Source organism: Micromonospora cabrerizensis, from assembly GCF_022230955.1.
In the GTDB taxonomy this organism is placed as follows: domain Bacteria; phylum Actinomycetota; class Actinomycetes; order Mycobacteriales; family Micromonosporaceae; genus Micromonospora; species Micromonospora cabrerizensis.
Genome location: NZ_JAKKFI010000047.1, coordinates 62,930 through 88,967, shown reverse-complemented (window position 1 = coordinate 88,967; position 26,038 = coordinate 62,930). Strand labels below are relative to the sequence as shown.

At 71.8% G+C, this 26,038-nt stretch carries 25 protein-coding genes; 14 read left to right on the top strand and 11 right to left on the bottom strand.

The window, feature by feature from the left end; translation table 11 throughout:
• Positions 1–44: 44 nt before the first annotated feature.
• On the bottom strand, positions 45–566 hold the full coding sequence (locus LADH09A_RS07040; RefSeq protein WP_238644059.1) for a DUF6232 family protein: 522 nt from the start codon (positions 564–566) through the stop codon (positions 45–47).
• 492 nt (positions 567–1,058) lie between these two features.
• On the opposite strand from LADH09A_RS07040, the gene LADH09A_RS07035 reads away from it, so the two are divergent.
• Positions 1,059–2,036, top strand: a complete 978-nt coding sequence (locus tag LADH09A_RS07035; RefSeq protein ID WP_238644058.1) for a C40 family peptidase — start codon at positions 1,059–1,061, stop codon at positions 2,034–2,036.
• Between the two features lie 69 nt (positions 2,037–2,105).
• Here LADH09A_RS07035 and LADH09A_RS07030 read toward each other — a convergent pair whose 3' ends face one another.
• The 4 genes from LADH09A_RS07030 to LADH09A_RS07015 all read right to left on the bottom strand — a co-directional run bounded on the left by LADH09A_RS07030 (position 2,106) and on the right by LADH09A_RS07015 (position 6,433).
• On the bottom strand, positions 2,106–3,095 hold the full coding sequence (locus LADH09A_RS07030) for a sigma-70 family RNA polymerase sigma factor (protein WP_238644057.1): 990 nt from the start codon (positions 3,093–3,095) through the stop codon (positions 2,106–2,108).
• A gap of 380 nt (positions 3,096–3,475) precedes the next feature.
• The gene (gene murQ, locus LADH09A_RS07025) at positions 3,476–4,432 is read right to left on the bottom strand and encodes an N-acetylmuramic acid 6-phosphate etherase (RefSeq protein WP_238644056.1); all 957 of its coding nucleotides are present in this window, start codon (positions 4,430–4,432) and stop codon (positions 3,476–3,478) included.
• Positions 4,429–5,343, bottom strand: coding sequence for a MurR/RpiR family transcriptional regulator (locus LADH09A_RS07020; protein ID WP_088949842.1), 915 nt, complete (start codon positions 5,341–5,343; stop codon positions 4,429–4,431). The genes murQ and LADH09A_RS07020 overlap by 4 nt, the downstream gene beginning before the upstream one ends.
• Positions 5,344–5,416: 73 nt before the next feature.
• Positions 5,417–6,433 carry an NAD-dependent epimerase/dehydratase family protein gene (locus LADH09A_RS07015; RefSeq protein WP_238644055.1) on the bottom strand — a complete coding sequence of 339 codons (1,017 nt, stop codon included), beginning with the start codon at positions 6,431–6,433 and terminating at the stop codon, positions 5,417–5,419.
• A 163-nt stretch (positions 6,434–6,596) separates the two neighbouring features.
• Between LADH09A_RS07015 and LADH09A_RS07010 the strand changes: the two genes are divergently transcribed.
• Positions 6,597–7,286: an SDR family NAD(P)-dependent oxidoreductase gene (locus LADH09A_RS07010; protein ID WP_238644054.1), complete on the top strand. Its 690-nt coding sequence runs from the start codon at positions 6,597–6,599 to the stop codon at positions 7,284–7,286.
• On the opposite strand, the gene LADH09A_RS07005 is transcribed toward LADH09A_RS07010, so the two are convergent.
• Entirely contained in the window at positions 7,271–7,942 is a 672-nt protein-coding gene (locus tag LADH09A_RS07005) for a dTMP kinase (RefSeq protein WP_238644053.1), read from the bottom strand. The genes LADH09A_RS07010 and LADH09A_RS07005 overlap by 16 nt on opposite strands.
• A 181-nt stretch (positions 7,943–8,123) precedes the next feature.
• Here LADH09A_RS07005 and LADH09A_RS07000 point away from each other — a divergent pair, with 181 nt between their 5' ends.
• The 5 genes from LADH09A_RS07000 (at position 8,124) to LADH09A_RS06980 (ending at position 10,591) form a co-directional block, all read left to right on the top strand.
• On the top strand, positions 8,124–8,708 hold the full coding sequence (locus LADH09A_RS07000; protein ID WP_238644052.1) for a nucleotidyltransferase: 585 nt from the start codon (positions 8,124–8,126) through the stop codon (positions 8,706–8,708).
• Positions 8,705–8,980: a BON domain-containing protein gene (locus LADH09A_RS06995; protein ID WP_238644051.1), complete on the top strand. Its 276-nt coding sequence runs from the start codon at positions 8,705–8,707 to the stop codon at positions 8,978–8,980. Before LADH09A_RS07000 ends, LADH09A_RS06995 begins: the two co-directional genes overlap by 4 nt.
• A 10-nt stretch (positions 8,981–8,990) precedes the next feature.
• Entirely contained in the window at positions 8,991–9,767 is a 777-nt protein-coding gene (locus LADH09A_RS06990) for a metallophosphoesterase family protein (protein WP_238644050.1), read from the top strand.
• On the top strand, positions 9,758–9,901 hold the full coding sequence (locus LADH09A_RS06985) for a GPGG-motif small membrane protein (RefSeq protein WP_007464364.1): 144 nt from the start codon (positions 9,758–9,760) through the stop codon (positions 9,899–9,901). The genes LADH09A_RS06990 and LADH09A_RS06985 overlap by 10 nt, the downstream gene beginning before the upstream one ends.
• 195 nt (positions 9,902–10,096) lie before the next feature.
• Complete coding sequence (locus LADH09A_RS06980; RefSeq protein WP_238644049.1) at positions 10,097–10,591, top strand: TspO/MBR family protein; 495 nt, start codon at positions 10,097–10,099, stop codon at positions 10,589–10,591.
• Between the two features lie 52 nt (positions 10,592–10,643).
• On the opposite strand, the gene LADH09A_RS06975 is transcribed toward LADH09A_RS06980, so the two are convergent.
• A complete protein-coding gene (locus LADH09A_RS06975) occupies positions 10,644–11,417 on the bottom strand; it encodes a M23 family metallopeptidase (RefSeq protein ID WP_238644048.1) in 774 nt (257 codons plus the stop codon).
• 250 nt (positions 11,418–11,667) lie between these two features.
• Here LADH09A_RS06975 and LADH09A_RS06970 point away from each other — a divergent pair, with 250 nt between their 5' ends.
• From LADH09A_RS06970 to LADH09A_RS06950, 5 genes are all read left to right on the top strand, one after another.
• Positions 11,668–13,014: an ABC transporter substrate-binding protein gene (locus LADH09A_RS06970; RefSeq protein WP_238644047.1), complete on the top strand. Its 1,347-nt coding sequence runs from the start codon at positions 11,668–11,670 to the stop codon at positions 13,012–13,014.
• A gap of 30 nt (positions 13,015–13,044) precedes the next feature.
• Positions 13,045–14,091 (top strand): carbohydrate ABC transporter permease, encoded by a 1,047-nt coding sequence (locus LADH09A_RS06965; protein ID WP_238644046.1) that lies wholly within the window; start codon positions 13,045–13,047, stop codon positions 14,089–14,091.
• Between the two features lies 1 nt (position 14,092).
• The gene (locus tag LADH09A_RS06960; RefSeq protein WP_238644045.1) at positions 14,093–15,061 is read left to right on the top strand and encodes a carbohydrate ABC transporter permease; all 969 of its coding nucleotides are present in this window, start codon (positions 14,093–14,095) and stop codon (positions 15,059–15,061) included.
• Positions 15,062–15,129: 68 nt separating this feature from the next.
• Positions 15,130–16,176 (top strand): LacI family DNA-binding transcriptional regulator, encoded by a 1,047-nt coding sequence (locus LADH09A_RS06955; protein WP_238644044.1) that lies wholly within the window; start codon positions 15,130–15,132, stop codon positions 16,174–16,176.
• Positions 16,177–16,269: 93 nt separating this feature from the next.
• Positions 16,270–17,940, top strand: coding sequence for a glycoside hydrolase family 13 protein (locus LADH09A_RS06950; RefSeq protein WP_238644139.1), 1,671 nt, complete (start codon positions 16,270–16,272; stop codon positions 17,938–17,940).
• A 127-nt stretch (positions 17,941–18,067) separates the two neighbouring features.
• Here the strand turns inward: LADH09A_RS06950 and LADH09A_RS06945 are convergent, their stop codons facing one another.
• The 3 genes from LADH09A_RS06945 to xylA all read right to left on the bottom strand — a co-directional run bounded on the left by LADH09A_RS06945 (position 18,068) and on the right by xylA (position 22,240).
• Positions 18,068–19,522 (bottom strand): MFS transporter, encoded by a 1,455-nt coding sequence (locus LADH09A_RS06945; protein WP_238644043.1) that lies wholly within the window; start codon positions 19,520–19,522, stop codon positions 18,068–18,070.
• Between the two features lie 93 nt (positions 19,523–19,615).
• Positions 19,616–21,043 carry a xylulokinase gene (gene xylB / locus LADH09A_RS06940; RefSeq protein WP_238644042.1) on the bottom strand — a complete coding sequence of 476 codons (1,428 nt, stop codon included), beginning with the start codon at positions 21,041–21,043 and terminating at the stop codon, positions 19,616–19,618.
• 9 nt (positions 21,044–21,052) lie between these two features.
• Positions 21,053–22,240: a xylose isomerase gene (gene xylA, locus LADH09A_RS06935; RefSeq protein ID WP_238644041.1), complete on the bottom strand. Its 1,188-nt coding sequence runs from the start codon at positions 22,238–22,240 to the stop codon at positions 21,053–21,055.
• A gap of 81 nt (positions 22,241–22,321) precedes the next feature.
• Here xylA and LADH09A_RS06930 point away from each other — a divergent pair, with 81 nt between their 5' ends.
• Entirely contained in the window at positions 22,322–23,560 is a 1,239-nt protein-coding gene (locus tag LADH09A_RS06930; RefSeq protein WP_238644040.1) for an ROK family transcriptional regulator, read from the top strand.
• Positions 23,561–23,686: 126 nt separating this feature from the next.
• Positions 23,687–25,297, top strand: coding sequence for a PP2C family protein-serine/threonine phosphatase (locus tag LADH09A_RS06925; protein ID WP_238644039.1), 1,611 nt, complete (start codon positions 23,687–23,689; stop codon positions 25,295–25,297).
• A 66-nt stretch (positions 25,298–25,363) separates the two neighbouring features.
• On the opposite strand, the gene LADH09A_RS06920 is transcribed toward LADH09A_RS06925, so the two are convergent.
• On the bottom strand, positions 25,364–26,017 hold the full coding sequence (locus tag LADH09A_RS06920; protein ID WP_238644038.1) for a MarR family winged helix-turn-helix transcriptional regulator: 654 nt from the start codon (positions 26,015–26,017) through the stop codon (positions 25,364–25,366).
• Positions 26,018–26,038 lie beyond the last annotated feature (21 nt).

The following is a 26,038-nucleotide window of genomic DNA, read 5'->3' as shown; positions in this document are numbered from 1 at the left end:
CCGCTGGGCCGACGTCACCTCGCCGCCGGCCCAGCGCCGTCGGGTCAACGACGGGGTCGCCACGGGTCGGCCGACGCGAGCGGGTCGACCCAGCCGCCGTACCGGTTCACTTCCCGGGCCCGCAACAGTGCCCGCGTGACCTGCCCGAACTGCCTCTCGTCGTCGGCGCTGAACAGCAGCGTCTCCGATCCTCGATACCACCCCCACAGCTCGTACGGCGGTGGGCGCCAGCGATCGCCCACCAGGGCGAGCGCGGCCGGGAGCAGGAACACCGCGCCCAGGATGAGGTACGCCCCGGCGGTCAGGCGGTGCAGACCGCCGGTGAAGCCGAGCAACAGGCCGACACCGCCGAGCATGCTGGCGGTGATGACCACGGCCCGGACGGCGATCCGGTCGTGCGGGCCCCGGGTGGTGCGCAGATGGGTCAGGTCGGCGACCTGGTAGCTGGTACGACCGGCGGTGAACCGGTCGACGGTCACGATGATGCCGGGCCGGGCGTACAGCAGGGTCGACCGGGCGCCCGGCACCGTTCGCGGCGGCTTCGTTCCTGCGCCTTCACGATTCACGGTTCCTCCCGCGGGGGACGGTTGGCCGAGGTGACCCCGAACGGCATCGCTACCTGTCGACGGGATTCCCGGCTCCGTTCATTGTGTTGGGACACCGCCAGCCGACCTGGGTGTTTATGGACTCCCGACAGCTCCCCCAGCCGGGGACATCGCCGAGAAACAGCATCCATTTCAGGTTTTATCGGTTATGAGGGGCAGGTATCCGGCGGCATACGCCCGGAACGACGAAAGTCGTATTTCCGTCAGTAGTCCACCAAAAGGGCGGTACGCCCCTCCCTGTCACGCGTCAACAGTCACGATGACGCCACCCACCGCAGGGGTACGACCCGCCACTTGGCCAACATTCGCCCCTGCTTCAACTGCGGGCGACATCAGTCCCGGGTTAGGTTGGGCGAGCCGGTCCGGCCCAGTGCCGTCCGCCCGGGTGGCCCCGGCCGGTGTCGCCGAGGGCGTCAGCAGCCCCGGCGGCCGTGGGAGAGGGGCCTTTCGCTCTTGTCATCCCTGAGAAACCTGCTGCGTACCGTGGCGCTGGCCGGCATGTCGGCCGCGCTGATCGCCCCGACGGCGGTGGCTCGCGCCGAGCCGTCCCCCGCCGACCTGACCCGCCGGATCGAGACGTCCTCGACCGAGTTGGAGCGGGTCGTCGAGTCGTACAACAAGCTGCGTGAGGAGATCAAGACCAACGAGGCCGCGGTGGCCCGATTACAGGCCCGCATCGGCCCACTCGAAGAGCAGGCCAGGCAGAGCCAGGCCGACGTGGCCGAGCTGGCCACCACCGCGTACAAGACCGGCGGCCTGCGGACCGCGGACGCCCTGCTACGCGCCGAGGGCGCCACCGCGCTGCTGGACCGTCTCGGCACGCTCGACCAACTGACCCGCCAGCGGCAGGAGAGCATCTCCGGCTACACCGCCGACCAGCGGCAACTGCTCGACGAGAAGTCCCGCCTGGACGCCACGCTGGCCCGACAGGCCGCACAGGCCCGTCAGCTCGCGGCGGGCAAGAAGCAGATCGAGCAGGACCTGGCCAGACTGTACGAGCTGCGCGAGCAGGCGTACGGGGCAGCCGCCGAGCGACCCGAGCCCAAGGCCGCGGTGGCCGAGGCCAAGAACGTGCCCGCGGTGGCCGGTGACGCCGGGGCCGCGGTGCGCTACGCGTTCGGCGCGCTGGGCAAGCCGTACGTCTGGGCGGGCGACGGGCCGAACGGCTACGACTGTTCCGGGCTCACCTCGGCGGCATGGCGGGCGGCCGGAAAGTCCCTGCCACACAACACCCGGATGCAGTGGGGTGCGGTGGCACACATCGGCCGGGGCGACCTACGTCCAGGTGACCTGGTGTTCTACAGCGGGCTCGGGCATGTCGCGCTCTACGTGGGCGGCGGCCAGGTGATCGACGCGCCCAGCGCCGGTCGCAACGTGCTCAAGCGGGGCATGAACATGATGCCCATCCAGGGCTACGGTCGGGTCCGCTAGTCCAACGGTTACGGCGAACGGCCGGCGTCCCCCTATCGGACGCCGGCCGTTCGCCGTATTACTACCAGGTCAGGCTGCCTGCAGCCCCTCGGCCCGGGCCAGCTCACGCAGCCGACCGAGAGCCTGGATCTCCAACTGTCGGATCCGCTCACGGGAGAGCGAGAACCGGGAGGCGACCTCGGTGAGCGAGTGCTCCCGGCCGTCCTCCAGCCCGTACCGGGCCCGCATGATGCCGGCGGACCGGTCGTCGAGGTGGTTGAGCAGACCCTCGATGCGCTGCCGCTCCAGACCGCTGAGGACGATGTCCTCCGGCGACGGGGCGTCGCTGTCGGCGACCAGGTCGCCGAGGTTGGTGTCGCCGTCGTCGCCCACCGGGGTGTCCAGCGAGACGGTGTCCTGCGACCAGCGGCGCAGCTCGTTGACCCGCTCGACGGTGACGCCGAGCGCGGCCGCGATCTGCTCCGGCTCCGGGTCGCCGCCCAGCTCACGGGTCAGCTGCCGGGCCACGTTGCGCATCCGGTTGACGTCCTCCACCAGGTGCACCGGCAGTCGGACGGTGCGCTCCTGCTGGGCGATCGCCCGGCTGATCGCCTGGCGGATCCACCAGGTGGCGTAGGTGGAGAACTTGTAGCCACGCTCGTAGTCGAACTTCTCGACCGCCCGGACCAGGCCGGTGTTGCCCTCCTGGATCAGGTCCAGCATGGGCATGCCCGAGCGCACGTAACGGCGGGCGATCGATACGACCAGTCGGAGGTTGGCGCGGATGAAGAGGTCCTTCGCCCGCTCCCCCTCGACGACCAGCCACTCCAGGTCGGCCCGGTCGACACCGGCGGGGACGGCGTCCTCACCGAGCAGGTGCTCGGCGTAGAGGCCCGCCTCGATCGCCTTGGAGAGATCGACCTCCTTGGCGGCGTCCAGCAGTGGCGTCCGGGAGATCTCGTGCAGGTAGACGCCGACCAGGTCGCGCTCCTCGGCAACCTCGTCGGTTCGCATGCCGATGTTCTTGTCCACGTTGCCCACGGTCCCCTCGCTCGCGCCGGTTGCCCGGTTCCTTGCCATTCCCCACGTCCGTCAGCCCCTGGTAACTTCTGCTGTGCCCATCGGTGCTGACACCTACACAACAGATGAGACGTGTCGGGGATTCCGTCTCGTGAGTCGAAAGTGTCACGAATGCCTGAGTAGTAGCTGAGAGCACGGTCCATGTTTGCTGTCAGGGACCCCGTCTGGCGGCTCTACGCTGGGCGCCACGCACGGGTCACCGACCATGGCAACACCGCCAGCCCGCAGGCACAGCGACCCGGGTCACCACCGCACTGCGATCCTGGTCACTGGCTGATACGCATCGGCGGACCGGCCGGTTCATCCACCGGGAGTGTTATTACCCCCCGGCCTGATGAACAATCCGAAGCCCGGTTCGCTTCCCGGTGGGGCGGGCGGGGCTAGGACGCGAGCAGGGCGAGCGCGCCGCGGACCTGGTCGGCGGAGCGGGCCAGCGCGGCCCGGGCGGCATCGACCTCGGCGCCGGAGACCAGGGAGACGAGCGCCGTCTTCAGGTCACCGTCGGCCTCGGCGAGGGCCTGCTGGGAGACCTGCTCGGAGCAGCCGGTGGCCTCGACCAGGATCGAGATCATTCGTCCCCGGAGCTTCGCGTTGGTGGCGACCATATCGATCATGAGGTTCGAGTAGACCCGGCCCAGACGCACCATGACGGCGGTCGAGAACGTGTTGAGCACCAACTTCTGTGCGGTGCCCGCCTTCATCCGGGTCGACCCGGTGACCACCTCGGGTCCGGTGTCCACCCCGATGAACACGTCGACCGAGCGGGCGGCCTCCGCCTCCGGATTGGCGCAGAGCAGCACCGTCGAAGCACCCTTGGCCCGGGCCGCGGCGAGCGCCCCGAGGACGTACGGGGTGCGTCCGCTGGCCGCCAGACCGACCACCAGGTCACCGGCGCGCACACAACTGGCCGCCTCGACCGCGCCGCCCCGCTCGTCGTCCTCGGCGTCCTCCACGGCCCGCCACATGGCGTCCGGGCCACCGGCGAGGTGGGCGCAGAACCAGTGCCGGGGCGAGTTGAAGGTGGGTGCCAGCTCCGCCGCGTCGAGCACTCCCAGGCGGCCGGACGTGCCGGCGCCGAAATAGTGCACCCGGTGACCGCCGCGCAGTGCCGCGACCGCCAGGTCGACGGTGGCGGCGATCTCGTCGAGCACCGCGGCGACCGCGGCCGGCACCCGCCGGTCCGCCTCGTTGATCACGGTGAGGACGTCCCGGGTCGACATCAGGTCGAGGTCGACGCTGAGGGGGTTGCGCCGCTCGGTGGGTGCACCCACCCGGACCGTCGGCCGAGTGGGCGGTGCTGGCATGTCCTCGTCCGGCTCCACCGCACCGGCCGTCATGCCCGCCTCCGGTTGGCACCCACCCGGTGCGACTGGACCGCCTCGGCGGTCGCCTCCAGTGCCTTGCGGGCCCGGGCCCGGTTGCGGGCGGCCACCCCGACGAAGAGGCAGTCGACGACGGTGAGCTGGGCCAGCCGGCTGGCGGTCGCGCCGGAGCGGTAGGTGGTTTCGCGAGCCGCCGTGGTCAACACGAAGTCCGCGACGTCGGTGATCGGCGAACGCGGGAAGTTGGTCAGCGCCACGGTGACGGCACCTCGGGTGCGGGCCTGCTCCAGCACCTCGATCACGTCCGAGGTGGTGCCGGTGTGTGAGATGCCGATCGCCACGTCGCCCCGGCCGAGGAGGGCGGCCGAGGTCAAGGCGGTGTGCACGTCCGGGAAGTAGAAGGCGATCCGGCCGATGCGGTGCAGCTTCTGCTGGAAGTCGGAGGCGACGAACCCGCTGGCGCCGGCGCCGTAGATGTCGATCCGACCGGCACCACTGATCGCCTCGACCACCTGCTCGCAGACGGCGGGGTCGAGCTGCTCGGCAGTCTCCTCGACCGCCCGGGCGTCGTTGAACGCGATGGTGGCGATGATCTGGGCGAGGTCGGCGCCGGGCGGGATGTCACCACCGACCACCCGGGCGTCCGGCGGCTCGATCCGGCGAGCGGCCTCGGCGGCGAGGCGGATGCGCAGTTGCGGGTAACCGTCCATGCCCACCGAACGGCAGAACCGGATGACGGTCGCCTCGGATGTCTCCGCTGCGGTGGCGAGGTCGGTGATGGTCCGCCGGGCCGCAGCGGCCGGATCGGACACGACCAGCCGGGCAACCCGCTGCTCGGCGGGCGACAGCGACGGCAACAGCCCACTGATGTGGACGATCAGCCCACCGGGCTCCTGACTCGCAGAAATCTTCGGACTCTTCGCCACGGGTGAAACTTACTTTCACCAGGCGTAAGCGTCAACTATGACTGTCCGGTAGGAAAAGTGTCGGCAGCCGGGATCACCGGTCCCGCACAGCCTGCCACTCCCGCAGGACCGCCGCCTCATCCGCCGGGTCGAGACCACCCTGCCGTACGGCGGCCGGCTGCGCTGCCATCCAGGACGCGGTCGCCCGAACGGTGTCGGGCAACGGACGGATCGCCAGCCCGGCGTCCAGAGCCGGTCGGGCGTCGCGGTCCATCAGGCCGCCGGACTCCGGCAGTCGCACCCAGAGCGGCAGCGCCCGCTCCCCCGACCACTCACGAACGTCGTGGGACGCCAGGAACTCCTGATCGACCCAGGTCAGGACCGGCTCTGGTACGCCCAGCCCGGCGGCCACTCCGGCCAGCAGGTCCGCTCGGCTCATCGCCGGCCCGATGCCGTCGTACGTGCCGCTGAGGCGGGTGTCGGCGGCGTGCAGCAACCAGGCCGCCAGATCGGCGACGTCCACGAACTGCACCCGGTCGGACGGCCGCCCGGGCGCGAGCACCTCGCCGCCGGCCGACAGCCGCCGCACCCAGTACGGAAAGCGGTCGCTCGGGTCCTCGGCACCGACGATCAGGCCCGCGCGGCAGATGAACGAGCGGTCCACGCCCACCCGTTCGCGGACCGCCTGCTCGATGCTCACCTTGCACTCGCCGTACCAGCGGTGGTCCGGGCCGACCGGACCGTCCACGTCCGGCGGGGCGGCCGGCAGCACGGGCGCGTCCGCGGCGGTCTGGCCCGGGGTGGTGTTGTCCGCGTACACCGAGATCGTCGACACGAACGACCAGTGCCCCACCCGGTCGGCCAGTGCGGAGAGCGCGTGTTGGGCGTGGCTGACCTGGCGGGTCACATCGACCACGGCATCGAAGCCGTCGTCGGCGAACGGCACCAACGCGTCCGGGTCGTCCCGGTCGACCGGCACGAACCGGGCCCCGGCCGGCACGACACCGGAGACGCCCCGGGCCGCGCAGGTGACGTCGTGGCCCTGCGCCAGCGCGAGGTGCGCCACCGCCCGACCGAGGAACCGGGTGCCGCCGAGAACAAGGATCCGCATCCGCCGATCCTGCGCTGCCGACGGGCGATCAGGCCAGCCAGTCTGCCCACGGCAGACCGTGATCATGAAGTTGTTGCCACGCGGGTCGGCGTGTCGCGGCAATAACTTCATGATCGACGGAGCGGCTGAGGGTGCGGTGGGACGGGGCGCTAGCGTGAGGCGCATGGCGGAGCGCAGCGTTCTGGTGACCGGAGGAAGTGGCGGGCTCGGCGGGGCGGCCGTCGCCGCGTTAGTCGAGGCGGGCTGGCGGGTGGTCGTACCGGAGCGGAAAGCCCGACCCGGGTCGGAGCCGGCGGCGGGGGTGGTCCGGCTGGTCGCGGACCTCAGCGACCCGGCGGACGCGGCGCGGGCGGTCGAGGTCGCCGCCGACGACCCGGCGGCGCCGCTGCGGGCCGTGGTCAACCTGGTCGGCGGGTACGCCAGCGGAGGTCTGGTGCACGAGACGCCGATCGAGGTGTTCGAGCGGATGCTCACCGTCAACCTGCGGCCGACCTACCTGGTCACCCAGGCCGCGCTGCCGCATCTCGTGGCGGCCGGCGGCGGCGCGGTGGTGTGCGTCTCGGCCCGCGCGGCGGTCGCCCCGTTTCCGGGCGCGGCCGGTTATGTGACGGCCAAGGCGGGGGTGCTGGCCTTCGCCAACGCGGTCGCGGTCGAATACCGGCCCCGCAACGTCCGCTGCAACACGGTGCTGCCCAGCGTCATCGACACCCCGGCGAACCGGGCTGCGCAGCCCGACGCCGACCACTCCCGTTGGGTCGCGCCGGCCGAGATCGCATCGGTGATCCGTTTCCTCGCCTCGGAGGAGTCGGCCCCGACCAGCGGTGCCACCGTCCCGGTCTACGGGCGGGCCTGAGTCACCAGCGGGCCCACCTCACCGGAGGCCGTCGAGGAGGGCGCGGGCAGCCAGGTCTCCAGGTGCGCCTGGATCTGCTCGGTGACCTCCTCGGCCGTGCGGCCCGCGTCCACCAGCACGAAACTCGGGTATTCGGGCAGGGCCCGGTAGGCGGTGTCCGCCGCCGTCAGCCAGCCCATCGTCTCGTGATCGGTGCCGCGTTCCTCGATGCGCCGGTACGCCTCCGCCGGGTCCACGGCCAGCAGGAAGGTCACCTGTGGCGTCGGAAAGAGCCGGTAGCCGGCCCGCGCGAGTCGCTCCCAGCGCTGCCCGCCGTGGGCCCGGATGCTCGCGTACTGGCAGGCGGAGTAGCGGTCCATCACCGCTGTCCGGCCGGTGAGCAGACAGCTGACCAGGGCTACGGCGATGGCGAGCCAGCGCAGCACGGACTCCACCGCCAGCACGCCGTCGCGCCCGACGAGCCGCTGGGCGTCGGGCCGCCCCAGCCGGTTGGCGAGCCGGCCGAGCCAGCGACGCCCGCTGGCGTTGCGGCGGTACGTCGCGGGGCGGCCGGCAGCGGTCAGCGCGTCGGCCAGTCGGTGTGCCTGAGTGGTCTTGCCCGAGCCGTCGATGCCGATGAGGGCGACGGTGCGCAACCGGGCCCTGCGTCGTCGCATCCCCGATGATCTGGCCACCCTCCATAGGTTATCCGACTCGCGCACCCGACCCGTGAGGTATGTGATGGTTTGTTCCTGTTGACACCCGACCGGGACACCCGCAGGTGTGGCCGACCGGAATGCCGGGTACCGGAGTTCGAGTCCAACCGCCGGTCCACCAACACGACGACGGGAGAACCAGATGGCTGAGCGCGGAGACGAGAGTCTGGTGCACACCCTCAAGAAGGTCGCCGCCGTGCTCAAGCAGTCCGAGATCCCGTTCGCCCTGGGCGGCAGCTTCGCCGTCTACGCCCACGGGGGCCACTCCAGCGAGCACGACGTCGACTTCCTGATCCGGGAGGCCGACGTGGAGAAGGCGCTCGAGGCCCTGGTCGCCGCCGGCTTCGTCGCCGAGCGCCCACCGGAGGACTGGCTGGTCAAGGTCTTCGACGACGGCCGGATGGTGGACCTGATCCACCGGCCGATCGAGACACCGGTGACGGAGGAGACGTTCGCCGACACGGTCATCCGGCCGGTGGACGCGATCCAGATGCCGGTCCTGTCCGCCTCCCAGCTGATGGTGCACAAGCTGCTCAGCTTCTCCCAGCACTACTGCGACTTCGCCCGTGGCCTGCCGCTGGCCCGGTCGCTGCGGGAGCAGATCGACTGGGAACGGGTACGCAAGGAGACGGAGCACTCGCCGTACGCCGAGGCGTTCCTGGTGCTGCTGGACCGGCTGGAGGTGGTGCCGGCCGCCGGCACCCCGACAGGAGAGGGGACATCGTGACCCACCAACGCGACATCGGCGCCGGGCCACCGGACGAGTACGTCGAGGCGGAGATCCAGCGCCTCCTCGCCGAGGACCCCGCCGTCGCCGAACAAGGGATCACCGTGGTCCGGCGGGAACGCGCCATCGTGCTCTACGGCGAGGTGGAGAGCCCGCATCGGCGCGAGGAGATCGTGCGCCGGGTGTCCGAACGCTTCCCGGACACACCGATCACCAGCGACATCGGAGTGATCCGCGCCCAGGCGCCCACGGAGATCGAGCAACTGCCCTGAGGGAGGTTCCATGGTGATCCGGATCGCCGCCGTGGGCGACGTACATCTGGACGAGGACGTGGTCGGCCGCTTCCGCCCCGCGTTGGAGGAGTTGCCGGAGTGCGCCGACGTGCTGCTGCTGGCCGGGGACCTGACCCGGCACGGCACCGAGGCCGAGGCGCGCTGTGTGGCAGAGGAGTTCGGTGGGTTGGCCGTGCCGGTGGTGACCGTGCTGGGCAACCACGACCACCAGTGTGACCAGGTGCCGCAGGTGGTCAAGGTGCTCGAGGACGCGGGCATCACCGTGCTGGAGGGCAACGGCGTCGTGCTGGACTGCGCGGGCGGTCGGCTCGGCATCGCCGGCGTCAAGGGCTTCGGCGGCGGGTTCGCCGGGCGGTGCGCCAGCGACTTCGGCGAGCCGGAGATGAAGGCGTTCGTCCGGACCACCAACGAGAGCGCCGAGAGCCTCGGCACGGCGCTCCGCTCGCTGGACTGCGACATGCTGGTCGCGCTCACCCACTACTCGCCGGTGCCGGACACGCTGGTCGGTGAGCCGTTGGAGATCTACCCCTTCCTCGGCTCGTACCAGTTGGGGCAGGCGATCGACTCGGCGCCCACGGCGCTGGCCCTGCACGGGCACGCGCACGCCGGCACCGAGCGCGGCACGACCCCCGGTGGCGTCCGCGTCCGTAACGTCGCGCACCCGGTGATCAAGCAGGCGTACAGCGTCTTCCACGTCGGCGATCAACTGGACACCGACCAGGTTTCCCCGATCGGCCAGTCGGGTAGTCAGAGGTCATGGAGCTGATTCTCTGGATTCTCGCAGTCGTACTCGTGGTCGCCGGCATTCTCGCGCTGTTCCGCCGGCAGATCCTGTGGGGCATCGTCCTCATCGTTGTCGGGCTGTTGGTCGGCCCGGGTGGTGTCAGCATCTTCAATTAGCGTGCACGCCTCTTAGAACATCGGGACCCGCCGGGGTCGCCGCGACCAGAGCTCCGTCCTCCCGACAGGAGCACTGGCCGGGGCGATCCCGGCGCTTTTTCGTGCACGCCCACGCCGCCGCGACGGTGGAGCCGCCGCGGGTGCCGCGTCGCCGTCCACGGTTTGACCTGACGCTGGATGGAAACTATCTCGACCATGGAGATATCTCAGGACGCGTCGAGGACCTCCGGCCGGCGGCAGTGGTGGGCTCTCGCGGGCTTCGCGGCAGCCGTCTTCGTCGCGGCCGCGATCGGCGGACTGGGGGTGCAGGGCACCACCGACGAGTACGCGAGCCTGCGGCAGCCCGGCTGGGCACCGCCCTCGTGGCTGTTCGGCCCGGTCTGGTCGCTGCTCTACGCGCTGATCGCGGTGGCCGGCTGGCTGGCGTGGCGGCGGGTCGGCTTCGGCCCCGCCCTCTGGGCGTGGAGCGTCCAACTGGTGCTCAACGCCATCTGGACCCCGCTCTTCTTCGGCGCGGGGCAGTACGGGCTCGCGTTCGCCGAGATCGTGGTGATGTGGCTGGCGATCGGGCTCACCGTGGTGCTGTTCGCCCGGGTGTCCCGGGTGGCGGCGGCACTGCTGGTGCCCTACTGGGCCTGGGTCACCTTCGCCGCCGCGCTGAACCTGTCCATCTGGCAGCTGAACTCCTGACCTGCCGGTCCCCGACGGCGGCGCCCGCCGGGGACCGTGGCCGTCCCCCCGGTCAGCAGCGAGGCACGCCGGGGATGTATCCGTCGGAGCCGGTGTACACGTACGCGTCGGCGATGTACCTACCGCTGCCGATCCGGTCCCAGATCGAGCTGGTGCCGTACGTGCCGGTGACCGTGGTGCCGCTGGTCTGGCAGGCGATGGTCACCCGCGTGCCGTCGGCGACGGTGCCCACCGAGGCGTACCCGGTGCCGGGGCCGGAGCGAACGGTCAGCGGGGTGCCGCTGGTGTCGACAGTGCCGTTGCCGCCGCCCGAGGAGCACCCGTTGTCGCTGGTGTAGGTCTTGGTGCCCCAGTAGAGCGCGAGGGCGCCGTTGAAGCGCACCTGGATGTCGGCGCCGTTGAGGCGCTGCTCGTAGTGCAGGTGGGGGCCGGTCGACCCACCGGTGGTGCCGACCCAGCCGAGCACCTTGCCGTAGCCGACCGTCTGCCCGACGGAGACGTTGAAGCCGTTGAGGTGGGCGTAGTAGGTGCTGTAACCGCCCCCGTGGTTGATCCGGACGTATTTGCCGTAGCTGGTGCCGCCGAGGTCGGTCACCCGGTCGACGGTGCCGGGGGCGCTGGCCACCACCGGGTCACCCTGATCGTCGGTGCGGTTGAAGTCGACGGCGTTCGCCGGGCTGTGACCCGACCGGGTCTGCCCGGACCAGGACTGGCCGCACGGGAACGGCACCTTGAAGGTCGGCGCGGCCAGCGCCGGGCTCGCTGGCGCCAGGACTCCCCCGACGAGCACACCCGCCACCAGCAGGCTGATCCACCGCTTTCGCATACAGCTCCTCCTATGTCGAAAACCTTCGATGAGGTGGCCCTAGCCTGACAGATATCGTCAATCTTCGAAAGAGTCGAAGATCCGTCCCGGGAGCGCGCCCACCAGGCAGACCGCAGGTTTCCGGATTGTTACTCGCTCGTGTCTGACAGGGGGTGGACCGGACCGGATGCAAGCGCTTACATGTGTGCACGCCCAATCGGACCGGCGACGGGTCACCAGCACGACCGCGCCGGCTAGGAAGGAGGACGGCATGGCGGTCTCTACCAGACCACGCCAGGCCTTCGTGATCGCCGGCGTACTCGGGCTGGCGCTCAGCGCCACCGCCTGCGGTACCGGCGACGACAAGAAGAGCAACAACGCGGGCTCCGCGGAGTGCGCCGCATACGACAAGTACGAGGGCCACGACGGCAAGAAGGTGTCGATCTACGCGTCCATCCGTGACGCCGAGGCCGACCTTCTTGAGCGCTCCTGGTCGGACTTCACCAAGTGCACCGGCATCGAGATCGACTACGAGGGCAGCGGCGAGTTCGAGGCGCAGCTCCCGGTCCGGGTCGACGGTGGCAACGCCCCCGACATCGCCTTCGTGCCGCAGCCCGGCCTCGTGAAGCGTTTCGCGGACGCCGGCAAGCTCAAGTCCCTGAGCGCCGACACCAAGGCCCTGGCCGAGCAGAACATGCCGGCCGACTGGCTGAAGTACGGCACCGTCAACGGGACGCTCTACGGCGTGCCGCTCGGCGCCAACGTGAAGTCCTTCGTCTGGTACTCGCCGAAGACGTTCAAGGAGAAGGGCTGGGAGGTTCCGACCACCTGGGACCAGCTCATCGCCCTGAGCGACAAGATCGCCGCCAGTGGCACGAAGCCGTGGTGCGCGGGCGTCGAGTCCGGTGACGCCACCGGCTGGCCGGCCACCGACTGGATCGAGGACGTGATCCTGCGGACCCAGGGCCCCGAGGTCTACGACCAGTGGACCACCCACGCGATCCCGTTCAACGACCCGAAGATCGTCGACGCCGTTGACCGCGCCGGCACCATCCTCAAGAACGACAAGTACATGAACGGCGGCTTCGGCGGCGTCAAGAGCATCACCACCACCTCCTTCCAGGAGGCGGGCGTGCCGGTCACCAACGGCAAGTGCGCGATGCACCGGCAGGCGTCGTTCTACGCCAACCAGTTCCCCGAGGGCACCAAGGTGGCTGAGGACGGCGACGCGTTCGCCTTCTACTTCCCGGCCATCGACCCGGCCAAGGGCAAGCCGGTGCTGGGCGCGGGCGAGTTCGTCGTCGGCTACGCCGACCGTCCCGAGGTCCAGGCGGTGCAGACCTACCTGGCTTCGGCCGAGTACGTCAACAGCCGCGCGAAGCTCGGCAACTGGGTCACGGCGAACAACAAGCTGGACATCGCCAACGTGGCCAGCCCGATCGACAAGCTCTCCGTCCAGATCCTCCAGGACAAGACCGGCACCTTCCGCTTCGACGGTTCCGACCTGATGCCGGCTGCCGTCGGCGCGGGAACGTTCTGGAAGGGCATGGTCGAGTGGCTGAACGGCAAGGCGACCGCCCCGGTGCTCCAGGGCATCGAGAGCAGCTGGCCTAAGTGATCCCGGCGGTGGACCCGAGAGGGAGGGTTGATGGAGTTCGACTTCGCCGATCAGCAGCCGAAGCTCCTCATGCTGATGTACGGGCTGATCGCCTTCGTGGTGGTGGTGGGCGGTCTGCTCCTGCTGCTCGATCTGGTGCCGGCCTGGTTCGCCCGGCGACGGGAGGCACAGCTCGTCGCCGCCTCGGCGAGTGGGGCTCCACTCCCCCGCCGAACCAAGCCGCGGGAAGGGCTCTTCGCGCTCTTCTTCCTGCTGCCGACGCTGCTGCTGCTCACCATCGGCCTGGTCGTGCCGGCCATCCGCACCACGCTGCTCTCCCTGATGGACGGCAGCAGCACCAACTGGGTGGGGCTGCGCAACTACGGCTGGATGTTCTCCGACGACTCGATCGTCCGGGTCCTGATCAACACGTTGGTCTGGGTGCTCCTGGTCCCCCTGGTGGCGACCGGCTTCGGCCTGATCTACGCCGTCCTGGTGGACAAGGCCCGGTTCGAGTCGGTGGCCAAGTCACTGATCTTCCTGCCGATGGCCATCTCCTTCGTGGGCGCCAGCATCATCTGGAAGTTCGTCTACGCCTACCGGGGTGAGGGCGACCAGATCGGCCTCCTCAACCAGATCGTGGTCACCCTCGGCGGCGAGCCCAAGCAGTGGCTGCTCGAATCACCCCTGAACACGCTCCTGCTGATCGTCATCATGGTCTGGATCCAGGCCGGTTTCGCCATGGTGGTGCTCTCCGCCGCGATCAAGGCGATCCCCGGCGACATCGTGGAGGCCGCCCGGCTCGACGGGGTCAGCCCGTGGCAGATGTTCTGGCAGATCACCATGCCGAGCATCCGGCCGGCGCTGATCGTCGTGGTGGTGACCCTCACGATCGCCACGCTCAAGGTCTTCGACATCGTCCGGACCTCGACCAACGGCAACTACGACACCAGCGTGATCGCCAGCGAGATGTACAACCAGGCGTTCCGGTACGGCCAGAACGGACAGGGCTCCGCGCTCGCGGTCTTCCTCTTCATCCTGGTCATCCCGGTCGTGATCTACCAGATCCGCAACCTCCGTCAACAGCGGGAGGGCTGAGATGACGACCGCAACGCCCACTGTCGCCGCCGGCACCCAGAAGACCGACGGCACCCCGACCACCACGGCCGGGCGGGTCCGCAAACGGCTGAACAGCCGCACCGCGACCCTCGTCTCGGTCGTCATCGCGGTGGTCTGGACCATCCCGACCTTCGGTCTGCTCGTCTCCTCGCTCCGGCCGGAAGACGAGATCAAGACCACCGGCTGGTGGACGGCCTTCACCAACCCGCAGTTCACCTTCGAGAACTACCAGCAGGTCCTGTTCGGGCGGTCGTCGTCCTCGGGGCAGCTCGCCGGGTCCTTCATCAACTCCCTGGCGATCACCATCCCGTCGGTGCTCTTCCCGCTCGCCTTCGCCTGCCTGGCGGCCTACGCGCTGGCCTGGATCAACTTCCGCGGCCGGGACTGGGTCTACATCGCGATCTTCGCGCTGCAGATCGTGCCGTTGCAGATGGCCCTGGTGCCGCTGCTGAAGTTCTTCTCCACCGGCGTCACCCTCGGCGGCGTCACCCTGATGCCGGCGTGGGATCTGGTCGACGAGCAGAAGTTCGCCCAGGTGTGGTTCGCGCACACCTGTTTCGCGCTCCCGTTCGCCGTCTTCCTGCTGCACAACTTCATCTCGCAGCTGCCGGGCGACCTGATGGAGGCGGCCCGCGTCGACGGGGCCACCCACCCGAAGATCTTCCGCACCATCGTGCTGCCGCTGATCACCCCGGCACTGGCGGCGTTCGGCATCTTCCAGTTCCTCTGGGTCTGGAACGACCTGCTGGTCGCGCTGATCTTCGCCGGCGGCGGCAACGAGACCGCCCCGCTCACCGTCCGGCTCGCCGAGATGGCCGGCACCCGGGGCAACGAGTGGCAGCGCCTCACCGCCGGAGCGTTCGTCTCCATCGTCGTACCGCTCATCGTCTTCCTGTCCCTGCAGCGCTTCTTCGTGCGAGGTCTGCTCGCCGGCAGCGTCAAGGGCTGACCCGCTTGCCCGCCGCCGCCTGGCCCCTCGGGCGGCGGCGGGCGCTCCGGGCACCGAGCGGGGGAACCGTGACGAGGATTGATGATGTGGCCCGGCTGGCCGGAGTGTCCACGGCCACCGTCTCGCGGGCCCTGCGCGGGTTGCCGACGGTCTCGGCCGCCACCCGACGCCGGGTGCTCGCCGCCGCCGAGCAGCTCGACTACGAGGTCTCACCGAGCGCGTCCCGACTGGCCGGGGGGCGGACCGGCACGGTCGCGGTGGTGGTGCCCCGGATCACCCGCTGGTTCTTCAGCACCATCGTCGAGGCGGTGGAGGAATACCTCCACCAGTCCGGTTACGACCTGCTGCTCTACAACCTGGGTGGTCGGGAGCAGGTCCGCCAGCGGGTCCTGCGTACGGCCAACCTGCACAAACGGGTGGACGCCATCATGCTGGTCGCCACGCCACTGCGGCCGGCCGACCTGACCGCGCTGGCCGCTCTGGAACTGCCCGGGGTGACCATCAGCTCGGGCAGCAGGGTGCCCAACTGGCCCTGCGTCCGCATCGACGACGTGGCCGCCGCCCGGGCCGCCACCCGACACCTGCTCGACCTCGGGCACCACCGGATCGCGCACATCTCCGGTGACCCGGACGACGAGTTGGCCTTCACCACCCACCTCGACCGCCGCCGGGGCTACCAGGCGGAGCTGCGCTCCGCGGGTCTGCGGCTCGACCCGACCCTGGACGTCGAATCCTCGTTCACCATCGACGGCGGCACCCGCGCCACCGAGGAGCTGCTGGCCCGCGGCGAGCCGCCGACCGCGATCGTCGCCGCCTGCGACGAGATGGCGATGGGTGCCATGACCGCGCTGCGCGACGCCGGACTGCGGGTGCCGCAGGACGTCAGCGTCATCGGCATCGACGACCACGACCTGGCCGGCGTGCTCGGGCTCAGCACCATCGCCCAGCCCGCCGCCGAGCAGGGCCGACTGGCCGCCCGGATGTTGCTCGACCCGCTCGAAGCCCGACCTCCGGGCCCCCTCCTGAGCCACCAGGTCACCGACGGCGCCACGCCGGTGATCCTGCCCACTCGGCTGGTGGTCCGGGACTCGACCGCACCACCCCGGGCACACTGAAGAACTCCAACCATCCGCCGCCGGCCGGCGGCGGGCGGCGACGCGGCCGGCAGCCGCCGGCGGTCCACCCACAGCGCGACACGGGAGAAGACCCTGAACACCGATCCGACGCAGCAGACCCCCTCCGGTCACCCGGTCACCGGCTGGTGGACCGAGGCGACCATCTACCAGATCTACCCGCGATCGTTCGCCGACTCGGACGGGGACGGCATCGGTGACCTGCCCGGCATCACGGCCCGCCTCGACCACCTCGTCGAGTTGGGCGTGGACGCGGTGTGGCTCTCCCCGTTCTACCCGTCACCGCAGGCCGACGCCGGCTACGACGTGGCCGACTACCGCGACATCGACCCGCTGTTCGGCACCCTCGCCGACGCGGACAAGCTGATCGCCGAGGCCCGGTCCCGCAGCCTGCGGGTGATCGTGGACCTGGTGCCGAACCACACCTCGTCCGCGCACCGCTGGTTCCAGGCCGCCCTGCCCGCCGCGCCCGGCAGCCCGGAACGGTCCCGGTACATCTTCCGGGACGGCCTCGGCCCGACCGGTGACCAGCCGCCGAACGACTGGCAGAGCGTCTTCGGCGGCCCGGCCTGGACCCGGACGGTGGACCCGGACGGGCGGCCCGGCCAGTGGTACCTGCACCTGTTCGACACCGGCCAGCCGGACCTCAACTGGGACAACCCGGAGGTCCACGCGGAGTTCCTGGACGTGCTGCGGTTCTGGCTGGACCGTGGGGTGGACGGCTTCCGGGTCGACGTGGCACACGGCCTGATCAAGCAGGCCGACCTGGCCGACTGGCAGGAGCCGCAGGAGATCCTCTCCGGCAACGAGATCGACAAGCCGCGCCCGCCGATGTGGGACCAGGAGGGCGTGCACGAGATCTACCGGCAGTGGCGGCAGGTGCTGGACAGCTACCCGGGCGAGCGGGTGCTCGTCGCCGAGGCGTGGGTGGAGCCGGCCGAGCGGCTGGCCCGCTACGTCCGCCCGGACGAGATGCACCAGGCGTTCAACTTCGAGTACCTGTTGGCCCCGTGGACCGCACCGGCCCAGTACGCGGTGATCACCCGCTCGTTGGAGGCGACCGACTCGGTCGGCGCGCCGACCACCTGGGTGCTGTCCAACCACGACGTGGTGCGGCACGCCTCCCGGCTCGGCCTGCCGATCGGCACCGTACGACCCAACGGCATCGGCATCGGCGACCCGCAGCCGGACGCGGCGCTCGGCCTGCGCCGGGCCCGGGCAGCGACTCTGCTGATGCTCGCCCTGCCCGGCTCGGCCTACCTGTACCAGGGCGAGGAGTTGGGTCTACCCGAGCACACCACGCTGCCCGACGAGGCCCGGCAGGACCCGACCTGGGCGCGCAGCGGGCACACCCAGCGTGGCCGGGACGGCTGCCGGGTGCCGATCCCGTGGGAGGCCGACGCCCCGTCGTACGGCTTCGGGCCCACCGACGCGAGCTGGCTGCCGCAGCCCGCGCTCTGGGCGGAGTACGCGCTGGACCGCCAGCGCGACGTGCCCGGCTCCACGTACGAGCTGTACCGCGCCGCGTTGCGGCTGCGCCGCGAGCACGGGCTGGGTCGCGGCACCCTGGAGTGGGTGCCCTCCGGCGACGACACGGTCACCTTCCGCAACGCCGGGCTGACCGTGCTGACCAACTTCGGCGCGACCCCGGTGCCGTTGCCGGCCGGTGCCGAGGTGCTCACGACCAGCGCACCCCTGGACGACGACGGCGCGGTCCCGACCGACGTGACGGTCTGGCTGCGCTGACCCTGCCCTGAGCCCGAGGGGGCCGACATCCCGCGCAACATCAGGGATGTCGGCCCCTCACGCTCACCCGAGGCCGCACTTTGCCTGATGTTGCCCGGCTCGAGGCGCCCGTGAGGTCGGTGGCGGGTCAGAGGCGGTCGGCGCGGGTGTGCAGCAGGTCGTGGACGTTCTCGATGTCCGCGGGTGAGGTCCGTGAGGCGAGCCAGTACATGACACCGGTGGGAATGAAGAAGAGCTGGAACGCGGCCAGCCCGACGGCGAAGTTCAACGGCGGCGGGAATGCCACTCGCAGGGCCTGGAACGCCACCCCGACCAGCCCGTTGCCGGCCGCGCGGCCAACGCCGTTGACCAGGTTGCCCAGGCTGTAGACCGTGCCCCGGTGCTCCGGCGGGTTGACGTCGGCGATCAGCGCGAACCAGTTCGGCGAGTTGGCCGAGGTCAGCGCGAGCGCGACGATCGCCGTGAGCAGGCTCAGCCCCACCGACGGCTCGGTGAAGACGCTGGACAGCACCGCGCCGACGACGGCCCCGCCACTCGCGCCGTCCGGCACGTCGATGGTCACCGGGACGAAGAACAACACCAGGTAGAACGGCAGCGCGGCGAGGATGCCGACCGCGGCGACCAGGGCACGCCCTCTCGGCGTACGCCGCTGCGCCGCGTCACCGATCAGGCCGCCCACGATCGAGAGCACCCCGCCGAGCTGGAACAGTGTGGCGAACACGCTGCCCACCACCACCGCGGTCGACGTCGAGTATCCCTGGGCCTCGGCCCGTTCGGCGAAGAGCACCGGCAGCCAGACCAGCGAGCCGAACGCGGCCTGCGCGGTAAGGCCCTGCAGGATCAGCCACCGGTTGGTCCGTCGGGCCAGGATGCGCGGTAGGTCGGCGCGGCTGATCCGGTAGTCGTACTCGGCGCCGGCGTCCAGCCTGCCGGCCAGCTCCGGCTCGCTCTGACCACGGCGGACGTCGTACGTGAACAGGTAGGCAAGGGTCGCGGCCAGGCCGACGCCGGTCAGGATCAGGAACGGTCGCCGCCAGTCGGCCGCCCCGAGCAGCCCGCCGACGAGCGTGCCGGCCAGGGTGCCGACTCCCTGGGAGAGCCCCCAGAAGCTCATCACCAACCCGCGCCGGGTCGGTGAGATCAGGTCGGTGACCACCGAGAAGCCGACCGAGCCGACCGCACCGAGGCCGACCGCGGCGACCAGTTGTGCGGCGAGGAACGTCAGGTAGCCACCGGCGAGCGCGCTGCCACCGGTGCCCGCCGCCCAGAGCAGCGTGCCGACCATGAGCAGGGGCTTGCGGTTGGTCCGGTCGCCGACGTACGCCCAGCCGACCGCCGCCACGGCGCTGACCAGGAAGCTGACCGCGGTGACCAGGCCCAGCAGCCGCCCCGACACGTCGAACGCGTCGGAGATCGGGCCGTACAGCGGCGGAACCAGCCCGATCGCCACGTTGTCCAGGGAGGCGAGCAGCACGAACACCACGACGCTGTACAACCGGTGGGCCGGGCCACCGCCCCGGCCGGGCGGGCGTGGGTCGGGCTGCGCCCGCCCCGGGCCGGGCCCGCCACTGGTCACCGTCATGACCGGCAGCCAACCAGACTCCGCCGAGGACGTCGTCACGCGGGTGGGTGCCGGTCACCGTCGACCGGCACCCACCCGCGTCGATCCCGACGGTCAGCGCCGGTCGAGAACCAGTCCGCGGGCTGCCGCGTACTGCTCACGCACGGCGGGGACGGGCTCGGCGGCGTACTCCTCGGTGCCCTCGACCGCCCAGACCGGCGGCGTGGGACCACCCAGGGCGACCCAGGCGGCCTGCCGGGCGGCGCCGTCGGCGACGTACTCCCCGGCCGGTGGGACGACGACCGGGCAGCCGAAGACCTGCGGCGCGATCCGACGGACCGCGGCCGACCTGGCGCCGCCGCCGACCAGGATGACCCGGCGAGCGGTGGCGCCCTGCGCGGTCAGCGCGTCCAGGCCGTCGGCGAGCGCGCAGAGCATGCCCTCCACGGCGGCCCGGGCCAGGTGCGCGGGGGTCGACGTGCGCAGGGTCAGGCCGTGTACCGCGCCGGTGGCGAGCGGCCGGTTCGGCGTCCGCTCACCCTCCAGGTAGGGCACCATGACCAGCCCGTCCGCGCCGGCTGGCGCGGAGAGCGCCAGCTCGGCCAGCTCGTCCAGGCTGACCCCGAGCATCGCGGCGGCGGCGTCCAGCACCCGGGCCGCGTTGAGCGTGCACACCAGCGGGAGGAAACGACCGGACGCGTCGGCGAAGCCCGCCACCGCACCGCTCTCGTCGGCGGCCGGCACGTCGGCGACGCTGAACACGGTGCCGGACGTGCCGATCGAGACGACCACGTCGCCTCCGACGGCACCGACGCCGAGCGCGGCCGCGGCGTTGTCACCGGTGCCCGCGCCGAGCAGCGCGCCGCCCGACCCACCCAGCTCGTCGGCCAGCTTGCCCGCCGACTCGCCCGGACCGAGCACCTCGGGCACCACCAACCGCCGGCCGAAGCCCCGCTCCAGCAGGTCCGGTCGGTAGTCGCCGGTGGCCGGCGACCAGTAACCGGTGCCGCTGGCGTCACCCCGGTCGGTACGCAACGCGCCCAGACCCGGTGCGCCGGCCAGCCGCCAGGTCAGCCAGTCGTGCGGCAGGCAGACGGCGGCCACCCGGGCCGCCAGCTCCGGCTCGTGCCGGGCCAGCCACCGCAGCTTCGTGATGGTGAAGCTGGCCACCGGGACGCTGCCGGCGGCCTCGGCCCAGAAGCGACGCCCGGCCGCGCCGCCGCCGGCCTCCTCTACGAGGTCGGCGGCGGCGTCGGCGGATCGGGTGTCGTTCCACAGCAGCGCCGGGCGGACCACCCGGCCGTCCTCGTCGAGGCACACCATGCCGTGCTGTTGGCCGGCGACGGAGATCGCGGCCACGTCGGCCAACCCGCCGGCCTGGTCGGCAGCACTACGCAGTGCCTGCCACCAGGCTTCCGGGTCGACCTCGGTGCCATCCGGGTGCGGCGCCCGGCCCTGCCGGAGCAGGGCACCGGTCTCCGCGTCCCGGATGACCACCTTGCAGGACTGGGTGGACGAGTCGACGCCCGCGACCAACGGCATGGCGGGGCCTCAGCGGGCGCCGAGCAGGTGCTCGACGGCGAGCTGGTTGAGCCGGACGAAGGCGAAGCCCCGCTCGGCCACCGCGTCGACGTCGACATCCTCGAACGCCGACCGGTCGGCCAGGAACTCGTCGTAGCTCTCGCCGTCGTTGAGCGTCGGCGTGCTCAGCTCGCCGACCTTGCTGGCGGCGAGCGCCTCGATCACCTCGGGGTCGGCGCGGAACGCCGCGGCCCGCTCCTTGAGCAGCAGGTACGTGCTCATGTTGGCCGCCGCCGAGGCCCAGACACCGTCCATGTCCTCGGTGCGCGAGGGCTTGTAGTCGAAGTGCCGGGGGCCGTCGTAGGCCGGCCCGCCGTTCGGGCCGCCGTTCTCCAGGAGGTCCACCAGGGCAAACGCGTTCATCAGGTCACCGTGGCCGAAGACCAGGTCCTGGTCGTACTTGATGCCACGCTGGCCGTTGAGGTCCAGGTGGAACAGCTTGCCCTGCCAGAGCGCCTGGGCGATGCCGTGGGCGTAGTTGAGCCCGGCCATCTGCTCGTGGCCGACCTCCGGGTTGAGACCGACCAGCTCCGGGTGGGCCAGCTGGGAGATGAAGCCGAGCGCGTGCCCGATGGTGGGCAGCAGGATGTCGCCGCGCGGCTCGTTGGGCTTGGGCTCCAGGGCGAACCGCAGGTTGTAGCCCTTGTCGATGGAGTACTGGGTGAGCAGGTCGACAGCCTCGCGGTAGCGGTCCAGCGCGGCGCGGACGTCCTTGGCGAGGTCGTACTCGGAGCCCTCGCGGCCGCCCCACATCACGAACGTGCTGGCACCCAGCTCGGCGGCCAGGTCGACCTGGCGCAGCACCTTGCGCAGCGCGTACCGGCGGACGTCGCGGTCGTTGCTGGTGAAACCGCCGTCCTTGAAGATGGGGTGGGTGAAGAGGTTGGTGGTGACCATGGGCACCACGAGGCCGGTCTCGTCGAGTGCCTTACGGAACCGGGCGATGTGCTGGTCGCGGGTGGCGGCGTCGACGCCGAACGGGATCAGGTCGTCGTCGTGGAACGTGATGCCGTACGCGCCCAGCTCGGCGAGCCGGTGCACCGCCTCGACCGCGTCGAGCTCGGGGCGCGTCGCGTCACCGAACGGGTCGCGGGCCTGCCATCCGACGGTCCAGAGCCCGAAGGAGAACTTGTCGGCGGGAGTGGGACGGGGTGCCATGAGCGACCTCCGGGGTGGTGGTGTTGTCCGCTATTTGTTCAGCCATTGAATTATTTGCCCGCCCTATGGCACTGTCAAGGGGTGAGCCTCACCCACGCCCCGGCCGGCGCAGTCCGTCAGGGCAGTCTGCGCGAGCTCAACCTCGCCCTGGTGCTCGGCCGCATCGCCGCGGCCGACCGCCCTCCGTCCCGGGCCGACCTGGCGACCGCGACGGGCCTGACCAGAGCCACCGTCTCCGCGGTGGTCGAGGACCTGCTCGCCGGCCAGCTGGTCAGCGAGTCCGACCCGGCACCACGCTCCGGCGCCGGCCGCCCGGCCCGCGGGCTGGTCCTGGCCGACCAGGGGCCGGCCGGGCTCGGCTTGGAGGTCAACGTCGACTACCTCGCGGTGTGCGTGGTGGACCTCGCCGGCCAGGTCCGCCACCGCACCGTGCACCGGGCCGATCTGCGCCCGGTGGCCCCCGCCGACGCCCTGGCCCAGCTGGTCGAGATGGCCGGGGTGGCCCGCGACGACGCCACCGGGCAGGGCCTCACCCTGGTCGGGGCCGCGCTCGCGGTGCCCGGCCTGGTGGACGACGCCGGGTTGGTCCGGCTCGCGCCCAACCTCGGCTGGCGTGACGTGCCCGTGCCCGCGCTGCTCGCCGCGCACCCGCCGCTGGTCGAGCAGGTGCCCGGCGTCCCGGTCCTGGTCGTGGACAACGAGGCCAACCTCGCCGCGCTCGGTGAGCTGCACTCCCGACCACCCGGCCCGTCCAGCTTCCTGCACATCTCCGGAGAGGTGGGCATCGGCGCCGGCATCGTGCTGGACGGGGCGCTGTTCCGCGGCGTCCGCGGTTGGAGCGGCGAGATCGGGCACCTCCCGGTCCACCCCGAGGGCCGCGCGTGCCGGTGCGGCGGGCAGGGCTGCCTGGAGCAGTACGCCGGCCAGGAGGCGATCGTGGCCGCTGCCGGGCTGGCCCGGGCGGAGCTTCCGGCGGACACCGCGACGGCGCGGCTGGCCGAGCTGGCCGAGGCCGGCGACGCCGACGCTCTGCGGGCGCTGCACGACGCGGGGACGGCGCTGGGTGTCGCGGTGGCCGGCGTCGTGAACCTGCTCGACCTGGACACCGTGGTGCTCGGCGGCGGGTACGCGGCGCTGGCGCCCTGGCTGTGCCCTCCCGTGCTCGCCGAGATCGCCAGCCGGGTGCTGACCGCCGCCTGGTCGCCGGTCACGGTCCGGCCGTCGACGCTCGGCGCGGAGGCCGCCGCGGTGGGTGCCGCCGGCTCGGTGGTCCGCCGGATCGTCGCCCAGCCCGCCGGGTGGCTGGCCCGCTCCGGCTGACCGACGTCCTGCGCCCTGGGCGTCCGTCGGTGGGGATCGGTATTCTTGCCCCTCAGCAACGATGCCCGGTGAGGAGTCGAGAAGCAGCATGCGCACGAGTCGTCAGACGCGAGCCGGCGTCCGGCGGTGACCACGACGCGGCAACCCAGCGGCACTCCGCTGTCAGCCGACCCGCCGTTGGCCCGCGAGCTGCTCGACGGTCTCGCCGAGGCAGTCCTCACGACGGACGAGACCGGCCGTGTCACCCTGCTCAACGCCAGGGCGGCGGAGCTGCTCCCGGAAATCGCCGTCGGCACCGAGCTGTCCCGCTGCCCGGTGGCGGCCCTGGCCCGGGCCGTCGCCAGCGACGCCGGCCGCTTCGACGCCGACCACCGTGGCCGACGCCTCCGCGGTGTGCGACGACAGCTCGCCAGCGCCCGGTTCGCGTGGTATGTGCGCGACGCCACCGAGGAGCACGCCCGCAGCGACGCCCTGCTCGCCGAACGCTCCCGCACCGCGTTTCTCGCCCAGGCCGGCAGCCGGCTCGGGCTGTCCCTGCACCGGGACCAGGTGCTCCTGGCGGCCACCACCCTCGCGGTGCCCTACCTGGCCGACGCCGCCGTGGCCCTGCCCCGACCAGCCGTCCCGGCCGAGCCGCACGCCCGCTGGATCCGGTACGCCGACGGCGAGCCCGCCCCGGTCAGCGGGCTGGCCCCGGCGACGCTGACCGACACCGTGCCCGGGCTCGCCGAGGCGCTGGCCGGCGACCTCACCGAGCCGAGCCGTTGGCGGGGCACCGAACTCGCCGACCTGGCCGCGATGCTGCCACCCGGGTTCGGCCACCCCGGCATGGTGCTGGTCAGCCCGATGCTCGGCGCCGAGGGGTCAGCCGGCGCTCTGCTGCTCGTCCGACGGGCCGGGCGGCCCGACTTCGACCAGCGCGACATCGAGCTCGCCCGGGAGTTCGCCGCCCGGGCAGGTGCCGCCCTGGCCACCGCGGACCTGCACGGCGAGCAGGCCCACCTGGCCCGGGTCCTCCAGGCCAGCCTGCTCCCGCCCGAGCTGCCCACCGTGCCCGGCGTGACCCTGGCCGGCGGCTACCGGGCCGCCGGCGACACCCTGCGCATCGGAGGCGACTTCTACGAGGTGTTTCCGCATCCTCGCGGCGCTCTGTTCGCGCTCGGCGACGTGTGCGGCAGGGGCGTGGGCGCAGCCGTGCTGACCGGCCGGGTCCGCCAGTCGTTGCAGACGCTGCGTCTTGTCGAGCAGCGCCCGCTGGAGCTGGTCAACCTGCTCAACCGGGCGTTGTTCGACGCGCCGGACGCGGCGCGGCGCAGCCAGCTCACCACACTGCTGCTGGGTTCCCTGGAGCGCGGGCCCGCTGGCGTGGACGTCCGGATCGCCGGCGGGGGTCACCCGGCGCCACTGCTGCTCACCACCGACGGCACCGTCACCCCGGTGCCGGTCGGCGGTATGCCGGTCGGGGCGCTGGCGGCCGCACGGTTCGCCGAGACCCGGGTGCACCTCGACCCGGGTGACCTGCTGCTCGCGTACACCGATGGGGTGACCGAGGCGCGTGGCCCCCGCGACACGGCGATGTTCGGCGAGGCCCGGCTGCGCGCCGCGGTCGCGGCGGCGGCCGGGCAGCCGCCGGCGGTGCTGATCGACCGGGTGCTGCGGGCGGTCGACGACTGGTTGGACGGCCAGGCCCACGACGACGTCGCGATGCTGGCCGTGTGCGCATCGGTGCCGGCGTGAGCGGGCCGGCGGCGGCGCGGAGTGTGCGCGACCTGGCCACGGCCGCACCAGCCCCGAGCGGCCCGGTCAGGCGGTTCGTGCCACCGGTGGGCCGCCGGCCGGCCAGTCCCGGGTGGGGCCGGCCGGGCGTTCCTGGTCGCCCGACGACGAGCCTGCCCAGGCCCCGCGGGTCTGCCGGCCCGGATCGGTGGGCTGAGGCCGCCCACCGGGTCGGTCCGGGCCGTCCGGCCAGCCCTCCTGCCCCGTCGGCTCGGCCAGTGCCGCCGCGGCGTGCGCCTGCTGGCGGCGACCGACCTCGTCGAATTCCCGCATCCCCCGCAGGAGCGCGTCGCGGCCCTCCGGGCTCATTTCGGCCAGCACGGCCCCGAGCTGTTCCTGACGGTCCGCCCGAAGCTCGGCGAGAAGCCGGCGGGCCTCCGGGGTGAGGTGCAGCGAGATCTCCCGCCGGTCGAAGCGGCCCGGCACGCGCTCCAACATGCCGGCGGCGACCAGCCGGTCACAGAGGCGGCTGGCGGAGCTGAGCAGCATGTCGAGTCGGGTGGCGAGCCGACGCAGGTTGATCCCGTCGGCCTGTTCCACCACCATCACGGCCCGTAGCTGGGCGCCGGAGACGCGACTGGCGGTCCCCTCCCGGGCGGATTCCCAGATGCCAAGCAGGCTTGCGGCCGCCGCGTCCAGCGCGGCAGCCATACTCGTCTCGGGGTCCGTCGGACCGTTCACGTCGGCCATGGTGGCCCGAGA